The following is a 26,055-nucleotide window of genomic DNA, read 5'->3' on the forward strand; positions in this document are numbered from 1 at the left end:
TCGAATTTATTCGCTAATTGTAAGGTTCTACTTTAGATTTTATAAAAATATTATAACTATGGATGAGAATCACGTATTGATCTTTGACACAACCCTTCGCGATGGGGAGCAGGTACCCGGATGTAAATTAAACACTCCTCAAAAAATAGAAATTGCCCAACAACTGGAGGCTCTAGGTGTAGATGTGATCGAAGCAGGATTTCCCATTTCTAGCCCTGGGGATTTTAATTCCGTTATTGAGATTTCAAAAAACATAACGGAGCCAATTGTTTGTGGCCTATCCAGAGGAGTAAAAAAAGACATTGAGGTGGCTGCTGAAGCATTGAAGTATGCTAAGCGCCCAAGAATACATACTGGAATAGGAACTTCCGATTACCACATCAAGCACAAGTTTAATAGTAATAGGGACAATATCCTACAAAGGGCTTCAGGTGCTGTTGCTTATGCCAAATCTTTTGTAGAGGATGTTGAGTTTTATGCTGAGGATGCCGGCAGAACAGACAATGAATACCTTGCCAGAGTTTGTGAGGCAGTCATTAAAGCAGGTGCCACCGTGCTAAACATTCCTGATACTACAGGCTACTGTTTGCCTGATGAATATGGCGCAAAAATAAAATACCTGGTAGATAATGTAAGGGGTATTGAAAATGTGATTATTTCAGCGCACTGTCACAATGACCTGGGATTGGCTACTGCCAACTCTATTGCCGCCATCACCAATGGAGCAAGACAGATTGAATGTACTGTCAATGGAATTGGTGAGCGGGCCGGAAACACCTCCCTAGAGGAAGTGGCCATGATCATGAAACAGCACCCTAGACTTAATGTTACCAACAATATAAATTCTAAATTGCTTAACCCAATTAGTCGACTTGTAGCTGAAAAGATGGGCATGATGGTGCAGCCAAACAAAGCAATTGTAGGCTCAAATGCTTTTGCCCATTCTTCCGGTATCCATCAAGACGGTGTCATTAAAAACAGGGAGACCTACGAAATTATTGACCCATTGGAAGTTGGTGTAGATGAATCCATGATTGTGCTTACAGCAAGATCCGGAAGGGCAGCTTTGGCATACAGGGCACATAAAGTTGGCCATTCACTTACAAAACTTGAATTAGACAAAGTTTACGACGTCTTTCTTAAACATGCGGACATGAAGAAAGAAATATTGGATGATGACATTCATCAAATTATCGCAGAAGCTGTTTAAAGAGACTTCAAAAGCTTCTATTAAAAAAACGGAAGGTGCAAACTTTCCGTTTTTTTTTGTTTATATCTCCTACCGATCAACAAATTTCATTTGCTAGTCATAGGCATAAAGGCTAAATTATCCCCATAAATTGAATAACAACTAACACCACTATTTTGAAAATGAACAACTTTATAAAATTCACCTTTACTATTGCCTTATTGGCAATATGCTCCTTACAGGTTATGGGGCAAGAATACGATCTTTTGATCAAAGGTGGCCATGTAATTGACGCTAAAAACAATATTGATGAACCCATGGATATTGCCATTAAAGGTGATAAAATTGCCTTGGTTCAAAAATCAATAGGAGAAGACCTTTCCAGTGAAGTAATCGATGCTACCGGTTTGATTGTAAGCCCAGGTTTAATCGATATCCACACGCACAATTTCTATGGCTTGGACAAAAGAGGGCAGTACAGCAATGGTTATAGTGCCATTCATCCTGACGGATTTACTTTACCATATGGGGTAACTACTGTGGTAGATGTAGGAGGTTCAGGATGGAGAAATTTTGTTCAATTTAAAGAACAAGTTATTGACAGGGTAAGAACCAGAGTATTTGCCATGCTCAACATCGTGGGACATGGGATGAAAGGTGCCCTTTATGAACAAAACCTTGAGGACATGGATCCAAAAATGACTGCTTTGGTAGCCAAGCAATATCCTGATCATATTGTTGGGGTAAAAGTTGCTCATTATTCAGGTCACAGATGGGAACAAATCGATCGTTTGGTGCAAGCAGGAGAAATGGCAGATATTCCTGTTATGGTTGATTTTGGTGGAGCCAACCCTCCACTATCTCTAGAAACCCTTTTTATGGAAAAGTTAAGACCGGGAGATATTTACACACATATTTACGGTGGTGGCGGATTTGGCAGAGAAGCTTTGGTGGATCCTGCCGGTAGATTAAGGCCCTTCATTAAAGCGGCTCAAGAGAGAGGTGTGATATTTGATGTGGGCCATGGTGGGTCCAGTTTTGCCTTTAAGCATGCTATTCCTGCCATGGAGCAAGGAATCAAACCAAATACGATAAGTACTGACAGTCACATGAGCAGTATCATGAGTGGGATGAAAAACATGACCAATGTGATGTCCAAATTCCTTAACATGGGCATGAATATGCAGGAAATCATTGCAGCTTCTACATGGAAACCTGCACAGGTAATAAAGCATACCGAATTAGGTCATTTAAGCGAAGGTGCTATTGCTGACATCGCTATCCTTAATGTATTGGAAGGAAATTTTGGTTTTACTGAAAAAACGGGCATTGGCAAAATGATGGGGAAATACAAGATAGAAAATGAACTAACTGTCCGTTCCGGTAAAGTAGTATGGGATCTGAATGGCCTTACTGCTCCATTGTGGAATGAGTAAAACTTGATCTGTTTATGAAAAGAAGACACTTCTTCCAGAATGCAGGGGTAATATCTGCAGGCTTAGCCTTAGGTTTAAACGAGGAATTAAACGCTACACAACCTAAAGCTGACTTCAAAAAACATCCTTTTATTGTTAGCATAAACGGGCATAAAATAAATTTTAACGTACATGATCTTGGCCAAAAAGTCAAGATCATGCATGTTACCGATACGCACCTGTTTAAAGACGACCAAAGAGGCGAAAAGTACCAACAATACAGTGGGAGAATGGCAAAAGCCTACAATAAAACCCATCATTTCCTTACCGGAGAATCTACCCATCCCGAAGAAGCTTTTGAAGCAACACTGAAAATAGCAAAAGAGGTAAAAGCTGATGCCATTACCCTCACCGGTGACTTGTTCAGTTTCCCTTCCGAGGCAGCAATTGAATGGGCATTTGAGCGCCTTGAAAAAACAGGAATTCCTTATTTCTATTCTAGTGGCAACCACGACTGGCACTATGAAGGCATGGAAGGAAGCCTTCACGAATTGAGGGAAACCTGGATCAATAAGCGGTTACTCCCACTCTACAAGGGCAGAAACCCGCTAATGTATTCAGCAGAAATAAAAGGGATCAATCTGGTAAATATTGACAACAGTTATTACGAAATCCTACCGGAACAACTGGAATTTTATAAAGCTGAGGCCAAAAAAGGCCTACCCATGCTTTTAATGATGCACATCCCACTATACGCTCCCGGAAGAACCTTGGGATACGGATGTGGTCATCCCGATTACAATGCAAAGAACGACAGAAACTTTAAAATTGAAAGGAGACAACGCTGGCCGGAAGAAGGTCATACCGAGACCACCATGGCCTTTCATAAAGAAGTGTTCAACACCAAGAATCTTCTAGGCGTATTTGCAGGTCACATCCACAAACAAACCATAGATTGGGCCAGAGGAATTCCTCAATTCCTTACCAGCCCAAATGCCTCCGGTGGTTATTTGGAAGTAGATTTCTTGCCTATGGAGAAAAAGGATGAGACTAAATTTTCTTAAGTAAGCCTTTTAGCCATGTCCTTTTAGCATTTATTAGTATTTTGATCGTATCAAATCTTCATCAAATCCTGCCTGCATACTACCATCTTCAAACACCAAAATAGGTCGTTTTATCATACTGCTTTTTTCTTGGAGTATGGGGATGGCTGTATCTATTTTATCCAAAGCTGATTTTGTTTCTTCATCAAGCTTTCTAAAGGTGGTACCTCTGCGGTTAACTACGGTATCCAATCCAAGCTTATTGATAAAACTTTCTAAAAGTGCCTTATCAGGCTTTTGTTTTTTATAATCAGTAAACTCATAACTCTCTTCAATTGTATCAAAAAGAGTAAAAGTTTTCTTCATCGTATTACAATTCTTAATTCCATATATTTTTACTGCCATCTCACTTGATATTTTATTCAACACAATAACTTTTACTGCTATGCTTTTGGCATATTAATTGCGATTTTTCACCCAATAATGAAAAATGCAAAACTTAAATAAAGACATTAATCCGCGCATAAAAAGTTCCGGAATGCAAGAAATTTGTACGATTCATACGCGTGAAAATTGAGGAATAATTTCTCAAAACACATCATTAATTGTTTTGATGCGTTAAAACAATATCACCATTGAAATTGTTGAATGCAAAAAAACCAACTAGTATTAACTACCATTCAACATAAGAGGAGCTTTAGGCTCCTCTTTTTTTATATATAAACAAAAAACCCCTCATCAAAAATTTATTGATTCCTAGCTTAGAATAACGAAATTTTACTCTAGTACCGGAAACTGAATTTCAGGCAGTTCCCTTGATACTGATAAATTACAGGACAGCATAACATCAAATCCTTGAAAACAACTTACCTCTAAGATCCGGTTAATTGCTTATATTATAACCGAAATCCATGAAACTACCCTAATCAAATATCTTATTGTCTATGAATTTAAAAATAGCAGTGCTCTTAACACTATTGCTAACCACGGTAAAACTTGGTTTAGCGCAGGAAGTGCAGATTTCTCAACAACCAACCGTTTTTGAGACCTATCCATTTTCGGATCCCAACCCTGTACCCTCTCTGGCTTACAGGCCAAACATTTACCCTTACTATAATTTTGAAGGCTATAGTACCAAACCGGAAAAAATAGAATGGGACCTTATCACCATGGAAAATGATTATCTAAAAATCACAGTCATGCCTCAAATCGGTGGGCGAATTTGGGGTGCCATAGAAAAATCAACCGGTGAAGATTTTATCTATGAAAATGAAGTAGTCAAATTCCGAAATATTGCCATGCGGGGCCCATGGACATCAGGTGGTATAGAATTTAATTTTGGCATCATCGGTCATTCTCCCGCCACCGCTAGTCCTGTTGATTACGTGTTTTATGAGAATGAAGACGGCAGTATTACCTGCGTGGTGGGCACAATTGATCTTCCTTCCAGAACGCAGTGGAGAGTCAAAATCAATCTACCTAAGGACAAAGCCTATTTTGAAACAGAAGGCATCTGGTACAATCCTGAACCACTTAGACAACCTTATTATAACTGGATGACCGCTGCGGCGCATGTTGCAGACGACCAAGAGTTCTTTTACCCGGGCCACATCGCCTTACAACACAGTGGAGAAGTAAAGGACTGGCCTAAACAAGACGGAATAGCCATTAACCATTACAAGAACAATAATTTCGGCGGAGCCAAATCCCAACACATTGCCGGCTCATTTTTAAATCATTTTGGCGGATATTTTCACAATAAAGGAATAGGTTTTGGACATTTTTCCTCATACGATGACAGTCCCGGAAAAAAACTTTGGCTGTGGGCCTTGTCTAGAAATGGCGGAATTTGGGAAGACCTGCTAACAGACAATGACGGACAATACATGGAGTTTCAAGCCGGAAGGATGTTGAATCAATTTTCACCTTCCAAGAGTGTAGACACACCGCTTACTAAGGCTGGATTTGCCCCTTATACGCTTGACCAATGGTCCAATTACTGGTTCCCCGTAAAAGAAATTGGTGGCATAAGTGATGTTTCAAAAACAGGTGTGGTTCATGTGGAGAAATCCGAAAACTTGATCAACCTAGGTTTCAATCCATTCCAAAAGGTGGATGGTGAACTGGAAATCATTATCAATGGAAAACAGGAACAAACAGTAGCTGTTCAAGCCATGCCGATGGAGGCAATCAGCCATGAAATAAAATATGATCAGCCGGTCAAAGAACTGGAGGTAATTTATGCAGGTGAACAGCTGTATAAATGGACCGAAAAAGACGAGATGAAACTGTCTCGCCCGTTTGATAAAACCAATGCTCCACAACTATCCGAAAACCAAAAACTGTATTTTGAAGCCCGGCAGTACTATTATAGCCGAAATTATAAGGAGGCGAGGTTTGCCTACGAGCAATTGCTTGAAAACGCGCCAGGGCATATGCAGGCAAGGATAGATTATGCCGAACTACTTTTGCGCTACACAGCGTATGAGGAGGCATTAGACAATATTTATAAAGCATTGGCTACCGACTATTTTGACCATCAGGCAAACTTTGTTGCCGGTAGCATTTATAATGCAATGGGACAAACCAATCAGGCCCTTGAGGCTTTCGGTTGGGCCGCCCGATCTATGGAATTCCGATCTTCTGCTTATGCCATCATGTCGGAGATTTATTTGGCAGATGGGCAACTCAATCAGGCTGTAGATTTTGCCAATAAAGCCCTTAAGAACAACACAAGCAATATCATGGCCCTACAGGTTTTGGCTGTCAGCCAAAGGCTAAAAGGAGAAAAAGCACAGGCATTAAAAACCCTAGATCAGCTTTGGGAAATTGATCCTCTCAACCATTTCATTCGATTTGAGCATAACCTCCTTGACAAGGATCAATCCTCCCTGGGAAAATTCAAAGCAATGATAAAAAATGAAATGCCTTTTCAAAGCTATTTGGAATTGGCTACTGTGTACAATAAGTACAAGCAAAAAGAAATCGCGATTCAAGTGCTAGAAAACAGCCCCAAACACCCACTGGTGAATTTGTGGTTGGCCTATCTGGATCCTGCCCAAAAGGATGCACAATTGAATCAGATGATCGCTCAGCCCTCAGCATTTGTACTGCCATTCCGGAAAGAAACATTACCTATGCTTAAGTGGGCAAAGTCTGAAATTTCTTCTTGGAAGGTGGATTATTTCCTTGCCCTTAACCTAATGGCTTTAGGACAAGAAGAAGAGGGATATCAGTTGCTTGAAGCAATTGGACAATCTGCAGATGAAGCTACTTTTTATCTAAGCAGGGCTTTATTATTGAATCAGCAAGGGGATGAAAAGAAACAAGAAGACCTGGAAAAAGCCCTGTCCATGGATCAATCACAATGGAGAACCTGGTTTCAACTCACCAAGCATTTTACCAATAAGGGGGAAAATCAGAAGGCATTGACATTGGTAAAAGAAGCAGTAAAAGCTTTTCCGGGAAATTATGTATTGGAAATGGAGTACATCCAATTACTAAACAAGGCCGGCCAATACAAAACGGCGATGAAATTACTGGATAAAATTGAGGTATTACCACATGAAGGTGCCGGTGGCGGAAGAACACTTTATGAAAGCGTTTACCTTAATGCAACCTTGCAGGACATCAAGGCCAAGAGATGGAATACGGCTTTGACCAAAATAGAAAAATCCAGGCTTTGGCCTGAAAACCTGGGGGTAGGTAAACCCTACAACCCCAAAGAGATCTTGCAGGACTACCTTACGGCAATGGTTTACAAAGCGAAAAATGAGCAAGGTAAATCCCGTGATTACCTAGAGGCTATGATTGCACAGGCAGATAAGGTCAATATCAATAGCCAAGAGCAGGCTCTTGTATTTTTGGCCTTGAGAAATAACGGACAAAAAGAAGCTGCAGCTGAGTTGATGGAAAAAATCAAAAAAGAAGGCAAAGCAGCTTCAGTAGCAAAAATTGAACAACTTATAGATTACGCTGAAAATAGCGAATCGGCTCCATCGGATCTTGAGAACGATAATGGAATCGTTAAACAGATTATTGAAGTCGGTCAATCTTTGTAAAAAAAGAAACATTTGAAACAAAAAGGGCTTTTGGAAAACCAAAAGCCCTTTTTTATTGCCAAGCCCAAATAAACTTATTTATAGACTTTTTAAAGTTTCTTCATTTGCCTCAAGAATTTTATTCAAGTGGGCATCCTCCAAAGCTGTAGACAGAAAGAGACTTTCATATTGAGAAGGAGCCAGATAAATGCCTTTTTCAAGCATTCCTCTAAAATACTTCCCAAAAACCCCGGTGTCACAGGTTTGGGCATCTGCAAAGTTCTTTACATTTTGATCTGTAAAGAAAAGCGTGTACATACTTCCCAAATTATTTATGGTATAAGGAAGCCCCAAACGTTTAAGGCTATCCTTAAGTCCGGCTACCAAGGTTTCCCCTGTATTTTCTAACTGAGTATATACATTAGGGTTTTCATCCAAGTATTTAAGCATGGTAAGCCCTGCAGCCATGGCAATGGGGTTTCCTGAAAGTGTTCCTGCCTGATAAACAGGCCCTGAAGGAGAGACAAAATCCATAATTTCGGCTTTTCCACCATAAGCTCCCACCGGCATTCCTCCACCAATAATTTTACCCATAGTGGTGAGATCAGGCGTAACCCCTAAATACTGTTGGGCACCTCCGGGAGACAACCTAAATCCGGTCATTACCTCATCAAAAATCAGCACGATTTCTTCCGCATCACAAATTTCCCTTAAACCTTCCAAAAAGCCCGGTTCAGGCAATACACAGCCCATATTTCCCGCAACCGGTTCCAAAATAATGGCTGCAATTTCCCCTCTATTCGCCTCCACAACTTCTTTGACTTTCTCCAAGTCATTGAAAGGAGCTAAAAGGGTGTCTTTGGCTGTTCCTGAAGTAACTCCGGGGGAATCGGGGTTACCCATTGTAATGGCTCCTGAGCCTGCTGCGATAAGAAAGCTATCCCCATGCCCATGGTAATTCCCTTCAAATTTTAAAAATTTATCTTTCCCGGTAAACCCTCTTGCAAGTCTTACTGCGGACATGGTGGCTTCAGTACCACTATTTACCATCCTTACTTTCTCCACGGAAGGAACCATTTTGGTAATCAGTTCCGCTATTTCTACTTCCATCCCTGTAGGTGCTCCAAAGGAAGTTCCTTTCTCCATGGCTTTGATTACGGCCTCACGCACCAAAGGGTGGTTATGTCCTAGCACCATTGGCCCCCAACTGTTGATGGCTTCTATGTATTCATTACCATCAACATCATAGATATAGGCACCTTCTGCATGAGAAATAAACAATGGATCTCCTCCAACAGCTTTAAAAGCCCTGACAGGTGAGTTTACTCCACCCGGAATAAATTCTTTCGCTTTCTCAAAAAGTTGCTTGCTTTTACTTGTATTCATTTTCAATTAATCTTCAATAGTCAAAACGCCATCCACCAAACTTAAAATGGGGACGTAATTATTAAATTTCACTCCTGAAAAATCAAAACCAAAGGTCAAATTTCCTTCAATAAAATTGCTTCGGTCAAGGTTTTTCTGAAAATCAAACCCTTCTTCATCATTGATGACCTTTGTTACAAAATCTGCCAACTCATAGCCCATGTAGGCAAAGGAAGTTGGGTAATCCTTGTAAACATTTAAGTAATTCTCTCTAAAATCATCCAAGAGCTCATTGTTAAAGTCAACCGTATTGTTACCTATAAAATGAAAGTTTTGCGCTTCCATCATGTCATAATTGGCAAAGTCAAAATACAACCAGCTCTCCATCACCACCACAGGCATCCCTGCACCTAAAGACTCTACAAGTCCAAAGGTTGGTGAAGCAATATTGGGGTCATCAGAAAATACTACCATAATATCAGCCTCAGGATTGCCATTTGCACTCAAGTCCAGACTTTCGAAAAACTCATGCATGTCTCTGGTCGAAACCTTTTGATTTCTTACTATTTGAAGCCCACTCTTTCTGGCCATTTCTGCAAAGCTCCCTGCCAACAACTCATCCCTACTGGTTCCTGAATAGGCCAAGGCGACCCTCCTGCCCTCAAATTTTCTGCAGTAGTTCAATACTTTTTGACTTATGGCCTTTATGGATGGTCTAAATAAATAGGCGTACTCGTAGCCATTGATATTGTCATCAATATTGGAAAGGGGATTTATTTGAGGTATTTTATTTTTTGCTGCATAATTAGCTACAAGTGCTGTCTCTTCAGGGTATAGCGGACCGATAATAATATCAGCCTTTTGCAAAAATGGATCTTCGAGTATCCCCCTTACCTTCGCATCATTTCTTTCAGTGTCAAAGGTCTTAAAGTTTAATTTTACGCCATTGGATTGGGCTTGTTCCAAAGCCAATTTAATACCTTGGTGAAGCTGCAAAACAAAATTATTGGCTTTCAAAAATTGTGCACCTGACCTGCCTTCATAATTGAATGGTAACACTATTGCGATATCTAAAACATCATCCTTCTCAGCTAGAAAAGTATTTCCATCCCCTTTAGAAAAAGACCTGTTTTTTATTTGATCGTAAAGCTTTCTTTCGTTTGTCGACATTGATCCTTGTGTCTCCAGTCTTTGCTTAAGGGCCATTACCAAACCATCATTTTCGGGAAAAAGGCCATATTGAACAGCAAGTGAACTTGAGGCACTTACTTTAAGGAAATTATAAGTGGCACGATAAGCTTCTTCTTTTAAATCTTCGTCTGAGATTTCTTTGATCAACCGCAAAGCATCATTGGGGGTCGACTGCTGGAAATAACACAAAGCCAACAAGTAACGTACATCGTCCTTTTTTGCAAACCCACGAGTATCAAGAAGGGAGTTCAAAGCCTCTTTCGCTAGCTCAAACTGCCTGTTTTCATAGGCTGCCCTGGCAAAATGAAACCTTGCATAATCAGAAAGCGAGGCATACTTCTCTTTGTCGAGATAGGGGCGCAACAACTCCATGGCCTCCGATTGATTACCTTGCTGAATTTGTTTTTTTGCCTGCTCAAACTGCTCAAAACCTTCCTGCGAAAATGCAGGCATTACAGGCAGGATTAGAATTAGAAAGTATAGTAATATTTTCATTTGGTGAAGAACGCTTTAATGGTGTAGTTTCAAACTTCGTACCTTTTTTCACAAAAACCAGTCAACCATTCAAAATTACGAAATTAAATTTTCCTTAAGGGCATTTACATAAAAAAGCCTGATGAAGATATCAGGCTTTTTATGTTTTCTTTATTCCCACTCAATCGTTGCAGGTGGTTTGGAACTGATATCGTACACCACCCTATTTACTCCTTTTACTTTGTTGATGATATCATTGGATACCTTTCCTAAGAAATCGTAAGGTAAATGCACCCAATCCGCTGTCATCCCATCTACAGAAGAAACAGCTCTAAGGGCCACTACTCTTTCATAAGTTCTTTCGTCCCCCATGACCCCTACCGACTGAACCGGTAGCAGCATGGAGCCTGCTTGCCATACATCATCGTATAAACCTGCATCTTTTAAACCTTGGATAAAAATATAATCGACTTCTTGAAGGGTTTGTACTTTCTCGGCTGTGATATCACCCAATATCCTTATCCCTAGCCCGGGACCCGGAAAAGGATGCCTTCCAATGATCGTATCGGCTATTCCTAAAGCTTTACCTACTTCCCTTACGCCATCTTTAAAAAGCGTATTCAGTGGCTCCACTACTTTTAATTTCATAAAGTCAGGCAACCCTCCTACATTGTGGTGAGATTTGATAGTTGCCGAAGGACCATTAACAGAAACGGATTCGATCACATCAGGATAGATGGTGCCTTGTCCCAACCACTTCACATCTTTAATTTTATGCGCTTCATCATCAAAAACCTCGATAAAGGTTTTTCCGATGGCTTTTCTTTTTCCTTCAGGGTCTGATATACCGGCCAAAGCATCGTAAAACTTCTGCTTGGCATCTACTCCAATGACATTAAGTCCCATTCCTTTGTAGGAATCCAGGACTTCTTCAAACTCATTTTTTCTTAACAAACCATTGTCAACAAAGACACAGGTCAGTTGATCACCGATGGCCCTATGAATAAGGGTAGCTGCCACAGAAGAATCAACCCCTCCCGATAAGCCCATTACCACACGATCCTTTCCTATACTTTCTTTCAATGAGGCTACTGTAGCATCTATAAACACATCAGATGTCCAATCCTGAGCACAATCGCAAATTTGAACCACAAAATTTCTCAAGAGGTTTTTCCCCTCTTCAGAATGGGTTACCTCCGGATGAAATTGAATACCAAAGGTCTCCTCTCCTTGAACCTGATAGGCTGCTACCTTTACATTCTGTGTACTAGCTATAATATCGAAGCCTTCCGGTAGCTCTTTGATCGTATCACCGTGAGACATCCACACCTGAGAATCATGCGTCATCTCTTTTAGTAAAGGCGAATGGGTATCTAAATAAGAAAGCCTGGCCCTGCCATATTCCCTGGTATCTGAGGGTTTTACCTCTCCACCAAATTTCTGCGCCATCAACTGGGCACCATAGCAAACGCCCAATAGGGGAAGCTTCCCTCTCAAAGGGCTCAAGTCCAAGTCTGGAGCATCACTGTCCTTTACAGAACAAGGGCTACCGGAAAGGATAACTCCTTTAATATCGGAAGTGATGGGTGGAATTTTATTGTACGGGTGAATTTCACAATATACATCCAGTTCTCTAACACGTCTGGCGATAAGCTGCGTGTATTGAGAACCAAAGTCTAGGATTAAAATCTGTTCTGCCATGTGCAAATTTAATCAGCCCTTGCCAATTCCCGAAATAAAAAGATGAATTTCCAAAATAATATTTGGGGTTAATGGTTTGAGAAAAATGCAGAAAGCCAAAAAAACAAGTGGCACAGGGCCCTGAGCGGAGCCAGGGGTAGGTGTTTCGGATTCGTCACCCTAAGGCTTCGGCTCCGCTCAGCCGCCGGGATAGAGGTATGTTCCTTGATTTATTATTTACGATTGAATTACATTTCACGAACCCCCCCCCCTTTGTCACCCTTTGAAGGGGGATTTGTATCGTTTGTATTAGCGGATTCATATTTACATTTCACTTTCTCAGCCCAATCAAATTCCATTAGGTTAGCCTCGAAATCCTTTGCTGCAACTCCCCCTTAATCTAAGAGGGCTAGGGGGATTTTAACGAAAATGGAATAGCCGAATTGTCCTAAATTAATTTACCGATAATTATGGATAAGATAACCGGACCCTGAGCGGAGCCGAAGGGGTAGGTGTTTCGGATTCGTCACCCTAAGGCTTCGGCTCCGCTCAGCCGCCGGGATAGAGGTATGTTCCTTGATTTATTATTTACGATTGAATTACATTTCACGAACCCCCCCCCTTTGTCACCCTTTAAAGGGGGATTTGTACAGTTCGTATTAGCGGATTCATATTTACATTTCACTTTCTCAGACCAATCAAATTACACCAGGTTAGCCTTAAAAGGCCTTTTGCTGCAACTCCCCCTTAATCTAAGAGGGCTAGGGGGATTTTAACGAAAATGGAAAAGCTGAATTGTCCTAAATTAAGTTTACAGATGATTATGGATAAGATAACCGGACCCTGAGCGGAGCCGAAGGGGTAGGTGATTTCGGATTCGTCACCCTAAGGCTTCGGCTCCGCTCAGCCGCCTGGATAGAGGTATGTTCCTTGATTTATTATTTACGATTGAATTACATTTCACGAAAAAAATCTCCCTTACCCTCCGCCGTGGCGGAGGGATTTGTATCGTTTGTATTAGCGGATTCATATTTACATTTCACTTTCTCAGCCCAATCAAATTACACCAGGTTAGCCTTAAAAGGCCTTTTGCTGCAACTCCCCCTTAATCTAAGGGGGCTAGGGGGATTTTAACGAAAATGGAAAAGCTGAATTGTCCTAAATTAAGTTTCCCTATAATTATGAATAAGATAACCGGACCCTGAGCGAAGCCGCCGGGATAGAGGTATATTCCTTGATTTATTATTTACGATTGAATTACATTTCACGAAAAAAAATCCCCCTTTGTCACCCTTTGAAAGGGGGATTTGTATCGTTTGTATTAGCGGATTCATATTTACATTTCACTTTCTCAGCCCAATAAGCGAATCCAAGTGGTTTGGTATTAAGATAACCAGACCCTGAGCGGAAGGGGTAGCTAATTTCGAATTCGTCACCCTAAGGCTTCGGATCCGCTCAGCCACCGGGATAAAGGAAGGTTTTAATTCGCTTTATCGAAAGCTTGCTTAATTTTATTGGCAATTTCTTCCATTTCTGAAGGCTCCAATTGTAGCTTTGGCCTGCTGAAATTGATATCATCCATGCTTCTTAGCGGTACCAAATGGATATGTACATGAGGTACCTCCAAGCCGATGACAGCCACACCTATTCGGGTACATTTGATGACTGACTCTTGGGCTTTGGCGACTTTCTTGGCAAAAAGGTGAAGACTAGCATACAATTCATCATCCAGGTCATAGATGTAATCTACTTCTTCCTTGGGCACCACCAATACGTGGCCTTTTACCAAGGGCATGATGTCTAAAAAAGCAATATGTTGCTCATCCTCAGCAACGATATGTGCCGGGATTTCTCTGTTGATAATCTTTGTGAAAATAGAAGGCATAAGTAAGGAAGTTAATGATTGATCACAAAAAAATCCCGATGCATCGCAACCGGGATTAAAAAATTATATGCTTATTTCAAGCACTTCAAATTCCACCAAACCGGCAGGGGCTTGGATTTGAGCAATTTCTCCAACTTTTTTACCCAAAAGACCTTTACCAAAAGGTGAGGCTGATGAAATTTTGTTGGCTTTCAAATCTGCTTCTTCTTCAGATACCAATGTGTAAGAAACGGTCATGCCATTTTTTACATTTTTTATTTTTACAGTGCAAAGAATACCTACCTTAGACGTATCCATTTTGGAGTTGTCCAATACCCTGGCATTACCAATGACGTTTTCCAGTTTGGCAATCTTCAATTCCAAATGCCCCTGAGCATCTTTGGCTGCATCATATTCTGCATTTTCACTCAAATCACCCTTATCTCTGGCTTCCGCAATTTGCTTGGCAATATCTGTTCTGCCCTTGGTCTTTAGGAACAAAAGCTCATCTTTGAGCTTCCGCAATCCTTCTTCTGTATAATACTGTATGCTTCCCATATTTATTAATTGTTAGCCTCTTATTAAATAAAATAACGGCCTCAACCTTGAGACCGTTTCCATATGCTTCCTTTATTTTCTATATGCAAAGATAAAATAAGAATTCATATTTTACAATTTAACTATCTTTTATTAAGACACTAACCCTTCCATTGACCGGCAATTTTAGCTACTAAAACCTCATTTATCTTACGATAAGACTCATTGGTCCACCCTGCTACATGTGGCGAAAAAAGGACTTGCTTGAATGTGGTCAGCTCCTCAAAAGATGCGCGCTCCATTGGTGTTAAGGTTTTGAGCTTTTCCTTTTCCAATACATCCAAAGCAGCTCCTTTTATTTTTCCACTCCGAAGTTCCTGTATCAATGTCTTTACAGAGATAACCTCACCACGAGCTGTATTGATCAAATAAAAAGGCTTCTTAAAACCTTGAATCACCTCAGGTGAAAAGAAAGCCCTGGTCTCTTCTGTCAGTGGCACATGAATACTCAATATATCCGCTTGCGCTTGAATGGTTTCAAAGCTGCATTCTTGCACATATTCATCCCCGAAGCCCTTTTTGTATTTATCGTAAACAAGTATTTTCACACCAAAGCCCTTGAGTCGCTGAGCAAAAGCCGCCCCCATATTACCATAGCCAAATATCCCTACAGTCTTTCCACAGAGCTCCACACCTCTATTTCCCTCTCGGTCCCAAACACCACTTCTTACCTGCTGATTTGACTGTATATAGTGATTAAACAAAGCCAGGAGCATACCAAGGGCATGCTCTGCCACCGCATCTCTATTACCTTCAGGTGCTGAATAGAGAGCTATGGAATTTTGCTCCAAAAAGTCCAGGTCAATATTATCCAAGCCTGCCCCTGCCCTGGCAACAAATTTTAATTGCGCCCCTTTTTCCAATAAGCCCCGGTCAATAGGAGTTTTGGAACGGATTACCAGCCCTTGGTAGTCGGGAAGAATCTGGAGAATACCTTCCCTATCGATCTCCGGTCTATAATGCACCTCATGCCCTTTTTCTTCCAAAAGAGGTACTATGCTCTCATGCATGAGGTCAATGATTAAAATTTTCATGTTTGTATTAAAGATTCAACAATAATGTAGCAACCATAAAGTAAACGGCTAAACCCATCAGGTCATTGGCCGTGGTAATAAAAGGCCCGGATGCCATGGCTGGATTTATCCCCAACTTATCTAAAATTATCGGTGTCAGGGTTCCCATAAATGAGGCAAGCAAAACCACACTGAACAAGGCGATACTCACGACCAAGCCAAACTTAACCTCCTTATCATATAAAAAAACCACTGTTCCCATAACAAACAAGGCCAAAACTAGTCCATTCAACACGGCCACTAAAAACACTTTTAGCAAACGTTTCGTGAGACTATCTTCAAAGACGGAACGATTGGCCAAGCTCTGAACGATTAAAGTAGAGGATTGAATACCCACATTACCACCTGTGGCAGTAATAAGTGGGATAAAAAATGCCAAAGCTGTCACTGCATTTAGCCCTTCTTCAAAGAAGCCGATAAATCCTGCCCCTAATAGTCCGCCAACCATTCCAATCAATAGCCAAGGTAATCTTGCTCTTGACAGTCGGTACACAGAGTCGGATTCCTCCACATCGTCTGAGAAACCTGTCATCGCCTGAATATCCTCTTCCGCCTGATCTCTTATCAGGTCTAGAATATCATCTACAGTAATTCGTCCTACCAGTTTGTTTTTCACATTCACCACAGGGACAGCCTCTAAATCATATTTTCTCATGATTTCGGCCACCTCCTCACCTTCCATATAGGTGGGAACAGATATGATGTTTTCTTCATACAAATCAGCCACCTTGGTATTTGAGGAGGCTAAGATCAACTTTTTCAGGGCAACCCTTCCAAGTAACTGTTCCTTATTGTCTACCACATAGATGCTGAAGATCTTTTCGACGTTTTCTGCCTGTCTCCTAATCTCATCGATGGTTTGTACCACCGTCCAGTTAAGGTTGGCCTTTATGATCTCTTTGGCCATCAAACCACCAGCGCTGTCCTCGTCATACCGAAGTAACTCAATGATGTATAAGGACTTTTCTTTGACCTCAAGATGGCTAATCACCGCTTCCCGATCATTGACTACCAGTTGATTGAGTATATCCACCGCATCATCTGAGTCCATATGATCTATCAAAGTCGCCAATTCCTCAGGGGGCATGGCCTTAATTACTTTGTATTGTGGATCCTCATCCAGCTCATTGAGAATGTCCGCAGAAAAATCAGGATCCAAAGCCCTTAAGACAAATAAGGCTTCCATCATGTCCAACTCATCCAATATCGCAGCAACATCTGCTTTATTGATGTCCAACATGGACTCCTGAATAAAGGCTACATTTTCACTTTCTATATTTTCCCTGAGCGCCTCCAGGTATTCCTTGGATAGCTCAAATGAGTTTAATTCTTCCAAGATGTTTCTAGTTGTTGGGTTAAAAGAACAAATTCATCTACTCCCAGTTGCTCGGCCCTTGAATCTAATATTGGTAATGCTTTAAATTCATCTGAAAGGCCCATTGGTTTCAATGCATTTCTTAGGGTTTTCCTTCTGGTACTAAAAGCCTGTTTGACAAGTCTGAAAAACAGCTTTTCATCACAATCCAACTTCTCTACATTGTTTCGGCTGATGCGGATCACCCCACTGTTCACTTTGGGAGGAGGGTCAAATACTTCCGGTGGCACCGTAAATAAATATTCAACATCATAATAAGCTTGTAACAAAACACTTAAAATACCATAGGTCTTGTTTCCTTTTTTCGCAGTCATCCTTTCCGCTACTTCTTTCTGCAACATCCCTACTACTTCTGTCACCAGCTCTCTCTTTTCCAATACCTTAAAAAATATTTGACTGGAAATATTGTAAGGAAAATTGCCAATAATCGCATGAGGGCCCGCTAATTTATCCTTGAAATGATAATTCAAGAAGTCCCCTTCAATGATGGTTAGTGAATCCGGCTCATATTTTTTCTCAAGATAATGGATAGATTCTTTGTCTATTTCTATCAGATGTAATTCCCAATTTTTCTCCAACAAAAAATCAGTTAGCACGCCCATCCCCGGTCCAATTTCTAACACTACATTGGCACCCCTATGCCCAGTAAGTGCTCCAGCTATCTTCTCTGCAACACTTAAGTCTTTTAGAAAATGTTGGCCTAAATGTTTTTTAGCTCTCACTTTACTCATAACAATGCTAATTTAAAGGGATTTTAAGTCACCAAAAGTAAACAATATAATGCTACGACCATAACATAAACTGAACAGCATTAAAAAATATAAAAAGCCTTTTACCTCAACATTTCTATCCAATTTAAATCATATACGCTAGCTTAAGCTACCCTATTGGATGTGGCATTATTTTACCTTTTCCTTTCCATAATTACAAAGGCTATAACAGTATTTCCGTAGGGCCAAGCTCAGTCAAAATACTTTCTTTTTAATTTTAGTAAGTTCTTGCTCATCTTTCTTAACGCTTATTTCAGGATAATAACTCCTCAGGCGAATATCTTGGGGCACATTATTGTATTGGTCTCTCAACCATTCTACAGCCGAAGCACTTAATAGCGAAAGTTTCACAGGAACGATCCCATCATTTACCATGTCTAAATGCTCGGCTACCCCTTTGGAAAGGTCGATTATTCGCTTAGAATTTTGCGGCAAGCGATCATTTATTCTTACAATGGCTTGCAAACCGTTCTTTTGATTGGTCACCTTCACCAAAGTTCCAAAAGGCAAGTGCTTGTGGGCCGCGGTAAATTCCCGCATATTGTAAACTTCTCCATTCGCTGTCCGACGATTATGAAATCGAACACCATAATAACTGGCAATTCCTTCTTGAATGACCAACAGGGAGTCTGGGTAAGTAAAGGGAGATTGTGCCCATGAGATGCTTTCGAAGCCAATGACAAGCACAAGGCATATAGCCAAAATTCTTTTCATAACGTTTTTACTCACAACAATTGTTCCACTAGGATTAGGAATTGGGTTTTTTACCTATTCGGCAAAACGCATTTTATTTTGACCCATTTTAATCCCATAATACAAGCGACAATAGTCTCTTCAAGTGAAAATTCCTTCAAAATTACATAAATGTCCTTGTCCTACTCTGTCTTTAACGTAAATTTATCTATAGGTTATGTATTGAATTTTCGGTATTCTTAAAATATTAGTAAGCAACAGAAGAGCATCAATACCTTGAAAACGAAAGAATAGGGAGTAAATTAAAGGAAATAAAATGAGCCAAACTGCAGCTTTTCAACTATGGAACAGAGGCAAAATGTTTAGTTTCATTACCAGTATTAGACAAACCTACTTCAACTATTGAAAACCATTTGATCCATTTAAACCCCAATAGGTTAACCATATTATTGTCGACAATGAAGCAAATTAAAATTTTACATACAGCCGATTGGCATTTGGGAAAAAGACTTCAGGAAGCTTCCCGATTGGAAGAACAAAAGCTTGTCCTCGAGGAAATAATCGACATTGCCAATTCAGAAGATGTTGATTTGGTTTTACTTGCAGGAGATATATTTGATGGGTTTAACCCAAGCCACGAAGCGATCGAATTGCTTTACAAGACACTTCGAAAGCTTTCCAAAAATGGGAAAAGGCCGGTGGTTGCCATTTCTGGCAATCATGATAGCAGCCAATTTATAGAAGCGCCGGACCCCTTGGCTAGGGAGATGGGCATATTTTTTTACAGCAGATATGACAGCGTTATCCCCACAGGTAAACTTGACAGTGGCATTGAAGTGGTGGTCTCAGACAAAGGTTTCATTTCATTGCAACTACCACATTTGGATTTTCCGGTACGAATAATATTGGCTCCTTATGCCAATGAGGTCTCTTTGCGAACCTATTTAGGAGAAGGAGATAGAGAAAATGAGTTGCGTAAAGTATTGGAAGAAAAATGGAAGAACTTGGCGGATCAGTATTGTGACAGCTCGGGTTTGAATGTATTCCTCGGGCATTTCTTCTTTGTCAAGGAAGGCACCACTCCTGAAAAAGAACCGGAAAGTGAACGCCCCATTCTGCATGTGGGAGGAACGCAGGCCCTGTATACATCAAATATCCCTTCACAAATCCAGTATGCCGCATTGGGACACTTGCACCGCTACCATGCCGCTAGCAAAAGTCCCGTTCCGGTCGTTTACTCCAGCTCTCCTTTGGCTTATTCTTTCAGTGAGGCCGGCCAGGAAAAACAGGTGGTCCTCATTACCGGCACTCCCAATGAACCGGTTAATTATAAACCTATTCCCCTAAAACAAGGCAGGAAACTGGAAAGAAAAAATTTCAGTGACTTGCCTACCGCTCTGGAATGGCTGGAAGAAAACCCTTATTGTTTTGTGGAATTGACCTACGAAACTGACGATGCCATAGATGCAGCCACAAGAAAAAGTCTTTTGCAAGCACATGACGGGATCATCAACATTATTCCCCAAATTAAAAACCTGGGAAACGAGCAAGACCAACAGCTTCAGGTAAAAGATTTAGAAAAAGACATGACAAGTTTATTTAAAATGTACTACCAAAGTGAAAAAGGGCAACTTCCCAATGAAGCCCTGTTGTCAGTATTCAATGAAATCCTTAGCCAAGACGATAAAATATGATTCCTTTAAAGCTTTCCGTTCAAGGACTTTATTCCTACAAGGAAGAACAAACCATAGATTTTGAAAAACTTACTGCAGCAGGAATTTTTGGCATTTTCGGTGCCGTCGGCAGTGGGAAATCCTCCATTTTGGAGGCCATACTTTTGGCCCTGTACGGTAGCACTGAAAGGCTGTCGGACAGAGGTGAAAAAAACAGCATGGTCAACCTGCAAAGCCAACAGTTGCTTATCAATTTCGAATTCAAAGCAGGGAAAAACAACAGTCAGATTTATTTAGCCAGGTATGCAGTCAAGCGGAACAGCAAAAGATTTGATGAGATAAAACCTGCAGAACACACATTTTATCTTAAGGAAGGAGATGCAACCACACCGCTGAATCAGAATGCTGAAGCCATAATCGGCATGAAAAAGGAGCATTTTAAGCAAACGGTGATTATTCCACAAGGTAAATTCAGGGAATTTATAGACCTTACCCCCGGACCTAGAGCTGAAATGATGAAGGAGCTGTTTGGCTTGGGACGCTTTGATTTGTCAGCCAAAACCGGCAGTCTCTTAAAAGCGGTCAGGGGAGAATTGATCCGACTGGAAACACAATTGGAAGGCCTAGGCGATATTTCTGCAGAAGTTTTAAAAGAAAAAGAAAAAGCACAGCAAGAATTAACAAAAACTGTGAATGCTACCTCAGAAAGCCTTGAAAAGACCAACTTACAATTTCAATCCCTTCAAGCACAAAAGCAAAAGCACAGCCAACTGCTGGCCTACCAAAAGCAGTGGGAGGTTCTTCAAAGCCGAACGAAAGAAATTGAAACCAAGAAAAAGGAGCTGAAAGCCTTTATACAGGCAAATAGCTATTTGAAACCGGTTTGGAATCAAATAAAAGATGAGCAGTTAGAGCTAGAAAAAGCCACCATAGGACTTGCAGATTGCAGCAGGTTTAAGCTAACCTACGCAGAACAAATCGACAAGCTGGAGCAAGAGGAAGAGGATTTGAGGAAAAAGGCTGACAAACGCCCAGAGCGGGAAGCCAAAATTAGGGACTTGGAAAAGGTTATAGCGATTCAAATCATCCAAAGGAAACTGAACACCGCTCAAAAAAAAGTTTCTCAGATTAAACCCACTTTAGAAGAAGGCCAAACCCAACAAAAAGCCTTAGAGAAGCAACTTGATTTATTGGAAAAGGAGCTTGAAGAGAATAGAAACCAGTCCAATAGTACACTCATGGCAAGACTTACCGGCGACTTAAAGGATTGGAAAAGCCTCTCCTTGAGCATCAAAAGGCTGGAAGAGGCCATTGCCAAGTTAAAATTGGAAAATGATTCCATTCAGATTGAGGAAAACAAAATTCTAGCCATGATTCCTGCCCAATTCACGAGTTTGGAACTCTGGGATTCTTGGGAAAAAGAAAACATCAAATCTATAGAAGAGGCTAAAGCAAAGTTTATCGAAAAAAAGGCTTTACAGGCCCATATCAAAAGTTTGAGAAATGGAGAACCTTGCCCACTATGTGGAGCTGTAGACCACCCTTCCCCACTTACTTCAGATCATACTGAAGAGAAGGTAAACGTCTATAATCAACAAATCGACGAGGGCGGGCAGAAACTGGAAAAAATCCAGCAACTTTCCCGCAAGCTATACGATCAGGAGCTCCAAAAAGCCAATCAAACTAAACTAATATCCGACAAAACCGGAGAACTGCAGGACTTAAACCATCAATTCAACACCCTCAAAAATGAGTTAAGCACTTTAGGTATACATACTCTGGAAGATATCAATGAAAGGCTCTCAGTCCTTACGGATCAAATTAAAAAAGAAGATCAACTTCACAACAGTGCTCGGGATTATAGAAAAAAAATAGACATTCTGCGGACTCGAATAGATGGTGCCCATCAAGAACTGAGAGAGGAAGAACAGCAGGCTATTGCCCATGCCAGCACCTTACAAGCAAAGGAAGATGAAATCAGTGACAAGGCTTTCTGTGAAAAATACATGGATTCTTCTACTGAGACCATCCAGCAAATGATAGCCAGTGTTCGAAAGGACATTGAAGACACGACCAATTTATTGGATGGGAAACAAAAAGTACTGAAGGAAAAGCGCCAAGATGCTGCAACCAATTTGGCCAATCTGGAGAATTTCAGCAAAAACAAAGAGGAAGCATCTATCAAACTGGAAAAGTTGAAAAATGAATTCGATGCTTTGAAAACCCAGTATGGACAAACAGATCAGGCTCAGTTGGAAAAACTATTCAACAGCAAGTTGGATGAAGACAAGCTTGATCAAGAAATACGGGAATATGAGCAAGACTGTTCCGTAGTTCAATCCCACTTGGCAACTCTAGAAGCTGAAGAAGGCATCAAAACCTTTGACCAGAATTACTTTGACGAAGTTGCAGAAAATCACGCAAAGAAGAAAGAGGAATTGGAGCAGGTTCAAAAAGAGAAAATAAACATAGACCGAGATGTTTCAGACATTAGGGAGAAGCTTGAGACAAAGAAAGGTTTACTAAAGATATTGGATACCATGGAAAACAGGGCTTCCAATTTAAAAGAATTGGAACAGTTGTTTAAAGGCAGTGGCTTTGTGAAATTTGTCAGCAGCATATACCTTAAAGAATTGTGTAACACGGCCAATAAGCGATTTACACAATTGACAAAAAACAGCCTAAGACTGGAAATTGATGACAACAATACTTTTTGGGTGATAGATTATTTAAATGATGGACGAAAAAGGTTACTCAAAACTTTATCCGGAGGCCAAACCTTTCAGGCATCCTTATGTTTAGCGCTGGCTTTGGCAGAAAAGGTAAAATCACTCAATCAAGCGGATCAAAGTTTTTTCTTTTTGGATGAGGGCTTTGGAGCTTTGGACAGGAAGTCCCTAAGAATAGTTTTTGAAACCTTGAAGGCCCTAAGGCATGAAAACAGAATTGTAGGTATAATAAGTCATGTAGAAGAATTGCAACAAGAAATTGGTGTTTATGCCAATATAGAATTAGACCCTGAAAAAGGGAGTCAAGTAAATTACAGTTATCAATAAAAAAAAGCATCCCTGGACATCAGGGATGCTAACAATTTCACACAAGTACATCAATATAATTATACCCTGACTTTTTCCGCTTGTTTAATTCTAAGGATAAAATCACTAAGTACGTTCATGTAATTGATAAATGCTTCATATGGGCTTTCGTAAGGACTAAAGTAAGCATGAATATCTCCATCAGAGAAGAATTTGGTACACATGTAATAAAAGTGGTCACTAGTCTGTAAATACCGCCAATCTCGGTAAAGGTCAGGGTCATCACAGTTTTTGACTCTTTGCTCCAGTTCGAACAGTCTATCAAATGCTTCATCCTGGAGGTCATTACCTAACCAAGCGGTAAGGTCACGCTCCTCATCGGCCCAAGAAATCGGGGTTGGCACATTGATCTGCCCTACAGGGGATGCATTGGCGATTACCTCCGATGGCGTAGAAAAGCTAAAGTCAGTTTGTTGGAAAATTGCCCCCGGAAGATCTTTCATAAATTCAAAAATGCCTGTCTCCTTCCATTGGTGTTCACCAAATGTCTCATAATCCATAAATAGATTGATCACCTCATCTTCTTGGGGCACTTGATTGAGCCAGCCGATAAACTTATCTGTGGTGAGGGGATAATCCGTCCAGGTTTTTTCACCAAATCTAAAGGCTATATCATCACTAAGCCTAAAATTTTTAAGCAGTACTTTCAGTTTGGGTTCAATTGAATTTACATATACAAAATTGGGGCTTTTCCATCCCAGGATATGCTTGGCTCCTTCAGACAGGATCCCATCAAAACCCATTTTTGCGACCATCGCCCCTATTTCATCAGAGTAGATCAACTCTGTATTTCTAAATACCTTGGGTTTATAGCCATTGAAATGATGCTGAATCTTCTCCTGATGCAGCTTTACCATATCTTTAAACTCAGTCTCACTTTTGAGGGCACAAAGTGAATGCCCATAAGTCTCATTGAGTAATTCCACATGACCTGTAGCCACCAGTTCTTGAAAACTGTGAAGTACTTCCGGGGCATAGGCTTCCATTTGGTCGAGAACCGTACCTGAGAGTGAAAAGCACACCTTGAACTTCCCATCAAATTTCCTGATTAATTCCAACAAAAGTTGATTCATTGGCAAGTAGCACTTTTTGGCTACCTTATTCATGATGTTTCTGTTCGAGTAGTCATCCCAATAATCATGATCATCCCCAATCTCAAAAAAGCGATAAGGTTTTAATCTAAAGGGTTGGTGTACTTGAAAATAAAAACAAATGGTTCTCATATCCTATTGATTAACGGTTTGCTTATAAATACCTATTACTTTTTCGGCAACGTGCTCCCATTTGAGCCTTTTTAATTCTTCTCTACCCATTTCTTTAAACATTTTGGAGATCCCATTGTAATGTAGCAATGCAAAAATTGCATCAGCCATAGCATCTATATCCCAAAAATCAACCTTTACAGCGTTTTGCAATACTTCGGCTACTCCAGACTGTTTGGAAATAATTACGGGAGTATTATGCCTTACTGCTTCAAGGGGTGATATACCAAAAGGTTCTGATACAGAAGGCATGACATACACATCACTCAAGGCAAACATTTTGTCCACATCATCCCCTTTTAGGAAGCCCGTAAAATGGAACTTTGTACCTATCCTTAGTTCAGCAACCCTTTGGATCATGCGGTTGAGAAGATCTCCCGATCCTGCCATCACAAATCTGACATTTTCATCTTTCTTTATCACTTTTGCCGCAGCTTCCACAAAATATTCAGGTCCTTTCTGAAAGGTTATCCTTCCTAAAAATGTGACAATTTTTTCGGGCACCTTCTTCTCTACATGGGACTTGATGATACTTGTATCCAAAACAGCATTATGAACCACGGTTACCTTTTCTTCAGGTATGCCATATTTGGTCACTATTGTGTTTTTGGTGAGTTGGCTTACAGCGATAATTTTATCCGCTGCTTCCATGCCTGCTTTCTCTATATCAAAGACCCTTTGATTTACAGTTTGCCCGGAGCGATCAAATTCTGTGGCATGTACATGTGCAATCATGGGTTTCCCACTGATCTGTTTGGCGGCTATACCTGCGGGAAAGGAAAGCCAATCATGGGCATGAATCAAGTCAAACTTTTTATTTTTGGCAATTTGAGCGGCAACCAGGGCATAACGTGACACTTCCAGTATCAGGTCTTTACCATATTTACCGCTAAAACTAAATTTATTGGCCAGTACACTGGATTCTAGCTCATCCTGATCTTTAAGCAAACGTTCGGTATGGTTATGATATTCCTCAGGACTGAGGTAGGGGACCAGAAAAGAACTTACCTCAAGGTAGGTCAGGTTTTTCCATATGTCACGAAAACGGCGTTCCCTATAATCAATTTCTATTTCACTCGCGTTCACAAATTCAGCCAATGGATCTTCATCACCCCAGAGTTTTGGAACAACAAAAATCAGGTCTTGTTTGTGGTGGTCCATTCCTTTAACTAAACCATAACAGGCAGTACCTAAACCACCAGAAATATGAGGAGGAAATTCCCAACCAAACATTAATACTTTCATATATTGTCCCT

The 26,055-nt window shown here is 40.6% G+C and carries 18 protein-coding genes; 6 read left to right on the forward strand and 12 right to left on the reverse strand.

The features are described from left to right. Positions 1-58 precede the first annotated feature (58 nt). From Q4534_RS09370 to Q4534_RS09380, 3 genes are all read left to right on the forward strand, one after another. Entirely contained in the window at positions 59-1,210 is a 1,152-nt protein-coding gene (locus Q4534_RS09370) for a 2-isopropylmalate synthase (RefSeq protein WP_303612911.1), read from the forward strand. A gap of 161 nt (positions 1,211-1,371) precedes the next feature. Continuing rightward, positions 1,372-2,625 carry an amidohydrolase/deacetylase family metallohydrolase gene (locus tag Q4534_RS09375; protein WP_303612912.1) on the forward strand — a complete coding sequence of 418 codons (1,254 nt, stop codon included), beginning with the start codon at positions 1,372-1,374 and terminating at the stop codon, positions 2,623-2,625. Positions 2,626-2,639: 14 nt separating this feature from the next. Then, positions 2,640-3,668, forward strand: coding sequence for a metallophosphoesterase (locus Q4534_RS09380; RefSeq protein WP_303612913.1), 1,029 nt, complete (start codon positions 2,640-2,642; stop codon positions 3,666-3,668). Between the two features lie 33 nt (positions 3,669-3,701). On the opposite strand, the gene Q4534_RS09385 is transcribed toward Q4534_RS09380, so the two are convergent. Next, positions 3,702-4,052 carry a Spx/MgsR family RNA polymerase-binding regulatory protein gene (locus tag Q4534_RS09385; RefSeq protein WP_303612914.1) on the reverse strand — a complete coding sequence of 117 codons (351 nt, stop codon included), beginning with the start codon at positions 4,050-4,052 and terminating at the stop codon, positions 3,702-3,704. 539 nt (positions 4,053-4,591) lie between these two features. On the opposite strand from Q4534_RS09385, the gene Q4534_RS09390 reads away from it, so the two are divergent. Continuing rightward, the gene (locus Q4534_RS09390; RefSeq protein ID WP_303612915.1) at positions 4,592-7,708 is read left to right on the forward strand and encodes a DUF5107 domain-containing protein; all 3,117 of its coding nucleotides are present in this window, start codon (positions 4,592-4,594) and stop codon (positions 7,706-7,708) included. A 78-nt stretch (positions 7,709-7,786) separates the two neighbouring features. Here Q4534_RS09390 and hemL read toward each other — a convergent pair whose 3' ends face one another. The 9 genes from hemL to Q4534_RS09435 form a co-directional block, all read right to left on the reverse strand. Beyond that, on the reverse strand, positions 7,787-9,073 hold the full coding sequence (gene hemL, locus Q4534_RS09395) for a glutamate-1-semialdehyde 2,1-aminomutase (protein ID WP_303612916.1): 1,287 nt from the start codon (positions 9,071-9,073) through the stop codon (positions 7,787-7,789). Positions 9,074-9,079: 6 nt separating this feature from the next. Further along, entirely contained in the window at positions 9,080-10,738 is a 1,659-nt protein-coding gene (locus tag Q4534_RS09400; protein ID WP_303612917.1) for an ABC transporter substrate-binding protein, read from the reverse strand. 150 nt (positions 10,739-10,888) lie between these two features. Further along, the gene (gene guaA / locus Q4534_RS09405) at positions 10,889-12,418 is read right to left on the reverse strand and encodes a glutamine-hydrolyzing GMP synthase (protein WP_303612918.1); all 1,530 of its coding nucleotides are present in this window, start codon (positions 12,416-12,418) and stop codon (positions 10,889-10,891) included. 1,459 nt (positions 12,419-13,877) lie between these two features. Continuing rightward, a complete protein-coding gene (locus Q4534_RS09410; RefSeq protein ID WP_303612919.1) occupies positions 13,878-14,282 on the reverse strand; it encodes an HIT family protein in 405 nt (134 codons plus the stop codon). A 63-nt stretch (positions 14,283-14,345) separates the two neighbouring features. Next, complete coding sequence (gene greA, locus Q4534_RS09415) at positions 14,346-14,819, reverse strand: transcription elongation factor GreA (protein WP_303612920.1); 474 nt, start codon at positions 14,817-14,819, stop codon at positions 14,346-14,348. Positions 14,820-14,959: 140 nt separating this feature from the next. Next, positions 14,960-15,892, reverse strand: a complete 933-nt coding sequence (locus Q4534_RS09420) for a 2-hydroxyacid dehydrogenase (RefSeq protein ID WP_303612921.1) — start codon at positions 15,890-15,892, stop codon at positions 14,960-14,962. 7 nt (positions 15,893-15,899) lie between these two features. Continuing rightward, positions 15,900-17,267 carry a magnesium transporter gene (mgtE, locus tag Q4534_RS09425; protein WP_303612922.1) on the reverse strand — a complete coding sequence of 456 codons (1,368 nt, stop codon included), beginning with the start codon at positions 17,265-17,267 and terminating at the stop codon, positions 15,900-15,902. Then, positions 17,255-18,037 (reverse strand): 16S rRNA (adenine(1518)-N(6)/adenine(1519)-N(6))-dimethyltransferase RsmA, encoded by a 783-nt coding sequence (gene rsmA / locus Q4534_RS09430; protein WP_303612923.1) that lies wholly within the window; start codon positions 18,035-18,037, stop codon positions 17,255-17,257. Before rsmA ends, mgtE begins: the two co-directional genes overlap by 13 nt. Positions 18,038-18,271: 234 nt before the next feature. Then, complete coding sequence (locus Q4534_RS09435) at positions 18,272-18,790, reverse strand: septal ring lytic transglycosylase RlpA family protein (protein WP_303612924.1); 519 nt, start codon at positions 18,788-18,790, stop codon at positions 18,272-18,274. A gap of 437 nt (positions 18,791-19,227) precedes the next feature. On the opposite strand from Q4534_RS09435, the gene Q4534_RS09440 reads away from it, so the two are divergent. After that, positions 19,228-20,463, forward strand: coding sequence for an exonuclease subunit SbcD (locus tag Q4534_RS09440; protein WP_303612925.1), 1,236 nt, complete (start codon positions 19,228-19,230; stop codon positions 20,461-20,463). Next, positions 20,460-23,498, forward strand: coding sequence for an SMC family ATPase (locus Q4534_RS09445; protein WP_303612926.1), 3,039 nt, complete (start codon positions 20,460-20,462; stop codon positions 23,496-23,498). Before Q4534_RS09440 ends, Q4534_RS09445 begins: the two co-directional genes overlap by 4 nt. Positions 23,499-23,557: 59 nt before the next feature. Here Q4534_RS09445 and Q4534_RS09450 read toward each other — a convergent pair whose 3' ends face one another. Together Q4534_RS09450 and Q4534_RS09455 are read right to left on the reverse strand one after the other, a co-directional pair. Next, positions 23,558-24,760, reverse strand: a complete 1,203-nt coding sequence (locus Q4534_RS09450) for a glycoside hydrolase family 57 protein (RefSeq protein WP_303612927.1) — start codon at positions 24,758-24,760, stop codon at positions 23,558-23,560. Positions 24,761-24,763: 3 nt separating this feature from the next. Further along, complete coding sequence (locus tag Q4534_RS09455) at positions 24,764-26,044, reverse strand: glycosyltransferase family 4 protein (protein WP_303612928.1); 1,281 nt, start codon at positions 26,042-26,044, stop codon at positions 24,764-24,766. Positions 26,045-26,055: the final 11 nt, after the last annotated feature.

The sequence above is a fragment of the Cyclobacterium sp. 1_MG-2023 genome, assembly GCF_030546805.1.
In the GTDB taxonomy this organism is placed as follows: domain Bacteria; phylum Bacteroidota; class Bacteroidia; order Cytophagales; family Cyclobacteriaceae; genus Cyclobacterium.

Excerpts from the sequence above, each read along its gene's own strand:
- Q4534_RS09370 (WP_303612911.1), top strand. The coding sequence starts at position 59 with ATGGATGAGAATCACGTATTGATCTTTGACACAACCCTTCGCGATGGG.
- Q4534_RS09375 (WP_303612912.1), top strand. The coding sequence starts at position 1,372 with ATGAACAACTTTATAAAATTCACCTTTACTATTGCCTTATTGGCAATA.
- Q4534_RS09380 (WP_303612913.1), top strand. The coding sequence starts at position 2,640 with ATGAAAAGAAGACACTTCTTCCAGAATGCAGGGGTAATATCTGCAGGC.
- Q4534_RS09385 (WP_303612914.1), bottom strand. The coding sequence starts at position 4,052 with ATGGCAGTAAAAATATATGGAATTAAGAATTGTAATACGATGAAGAAA.
- Q4534_RS09390 (WP_303612915.1), top strand. The coding sequence starts at position 4,592 with ATGAATTTAAAAATAGCAGTGCTCTTAACACTATTGCTAACCACGGTA.
- hemL (WP_303612916.1), bottom strand. The coding sequence starts at position 9,073 with ATGAATACAAGTAAAAGCAAGCAACTTTTTGAGAAAGCGAAAGAATTT.
- Q4534_RS09400 (WP_303612917.1), bottom strand. The coding sequence starts at position 10,738 with ATGAAAATATTACTATACTTTCTAATTCTAATCCTGCCTGTAATGCCT.
- guaA (WP_303612918.1), bottom strand. The coding sequence starts at position 12,418 with ATGGCAGAACAGATTTTAATCCTAGACTTTGGTTCTCAATACACGCAG.
- Q4534_RS09410 (WP_303612919.1), bottom strand. The coding sequence starts at position 14,282 with ATGCCTTCTATTTTCACAAAGATTATCAACAGAGAAATCCCGGCACAT.
- greA (WP_303612920.1), bottom strand. The coding sequence starts at position 14,819 with ATGGGAAGCATACAGTATTATACAGAAGAAGGATTGCGGAAGCTCAAA.
- Q4534_RS09420 (WP_303612921.1), bottom strand. The coding sequence starts at position 15,892 with ATGAAAATTTTAATCATTGACCTCATGCATGAGAGCATAGTACCTCTT.
- rsmA (WP_303612923.1), bottom strand. The coding sequence starts at position 18,037 with ATGAGTAAAGTGAGAGCTAAAAAACATTTAGGCCAACATTTTCTAAAA.
- Q4534_RS09435 (WP_303612924.1), bottom strand. The coding sequence starts at position 18,790 with ATGAAAAGAATTTTGGCTATATGCCTTGTGCTTGTCATTGGCTTCGAA.
- Q4534_RS09440 (WP_303612925.1), top strand. The coding sequence starts at position 19,228 with ATGAAGCAAATTAAAATTTTACATACAGCCGATTGGCATTTGGGAAAA.
- Q4534_RS09445 (WP_303612926.1), top strand. The coding sequence starts at position 20,460 with ATGATTCCTTTAAAGCTTTCCGTTCAAGGACTTTATTCCTACAAGGAA.
- Q4534_RS09450 (WP_303612927.1), bottom strand. The coding sequence starts at position 24,760 with ATGAGAACCATTTGTTTTTATTTTCAAGTACACCAACCCTTTAGATTA.
- Q4534_RS09455 (WP_303612928.1), bottom strand. The coding sequence starts at position 26,044 with ATGAAAGTATTAATGTTTGGTTGGGAATTTCCTCCTCATATTTCTGGT.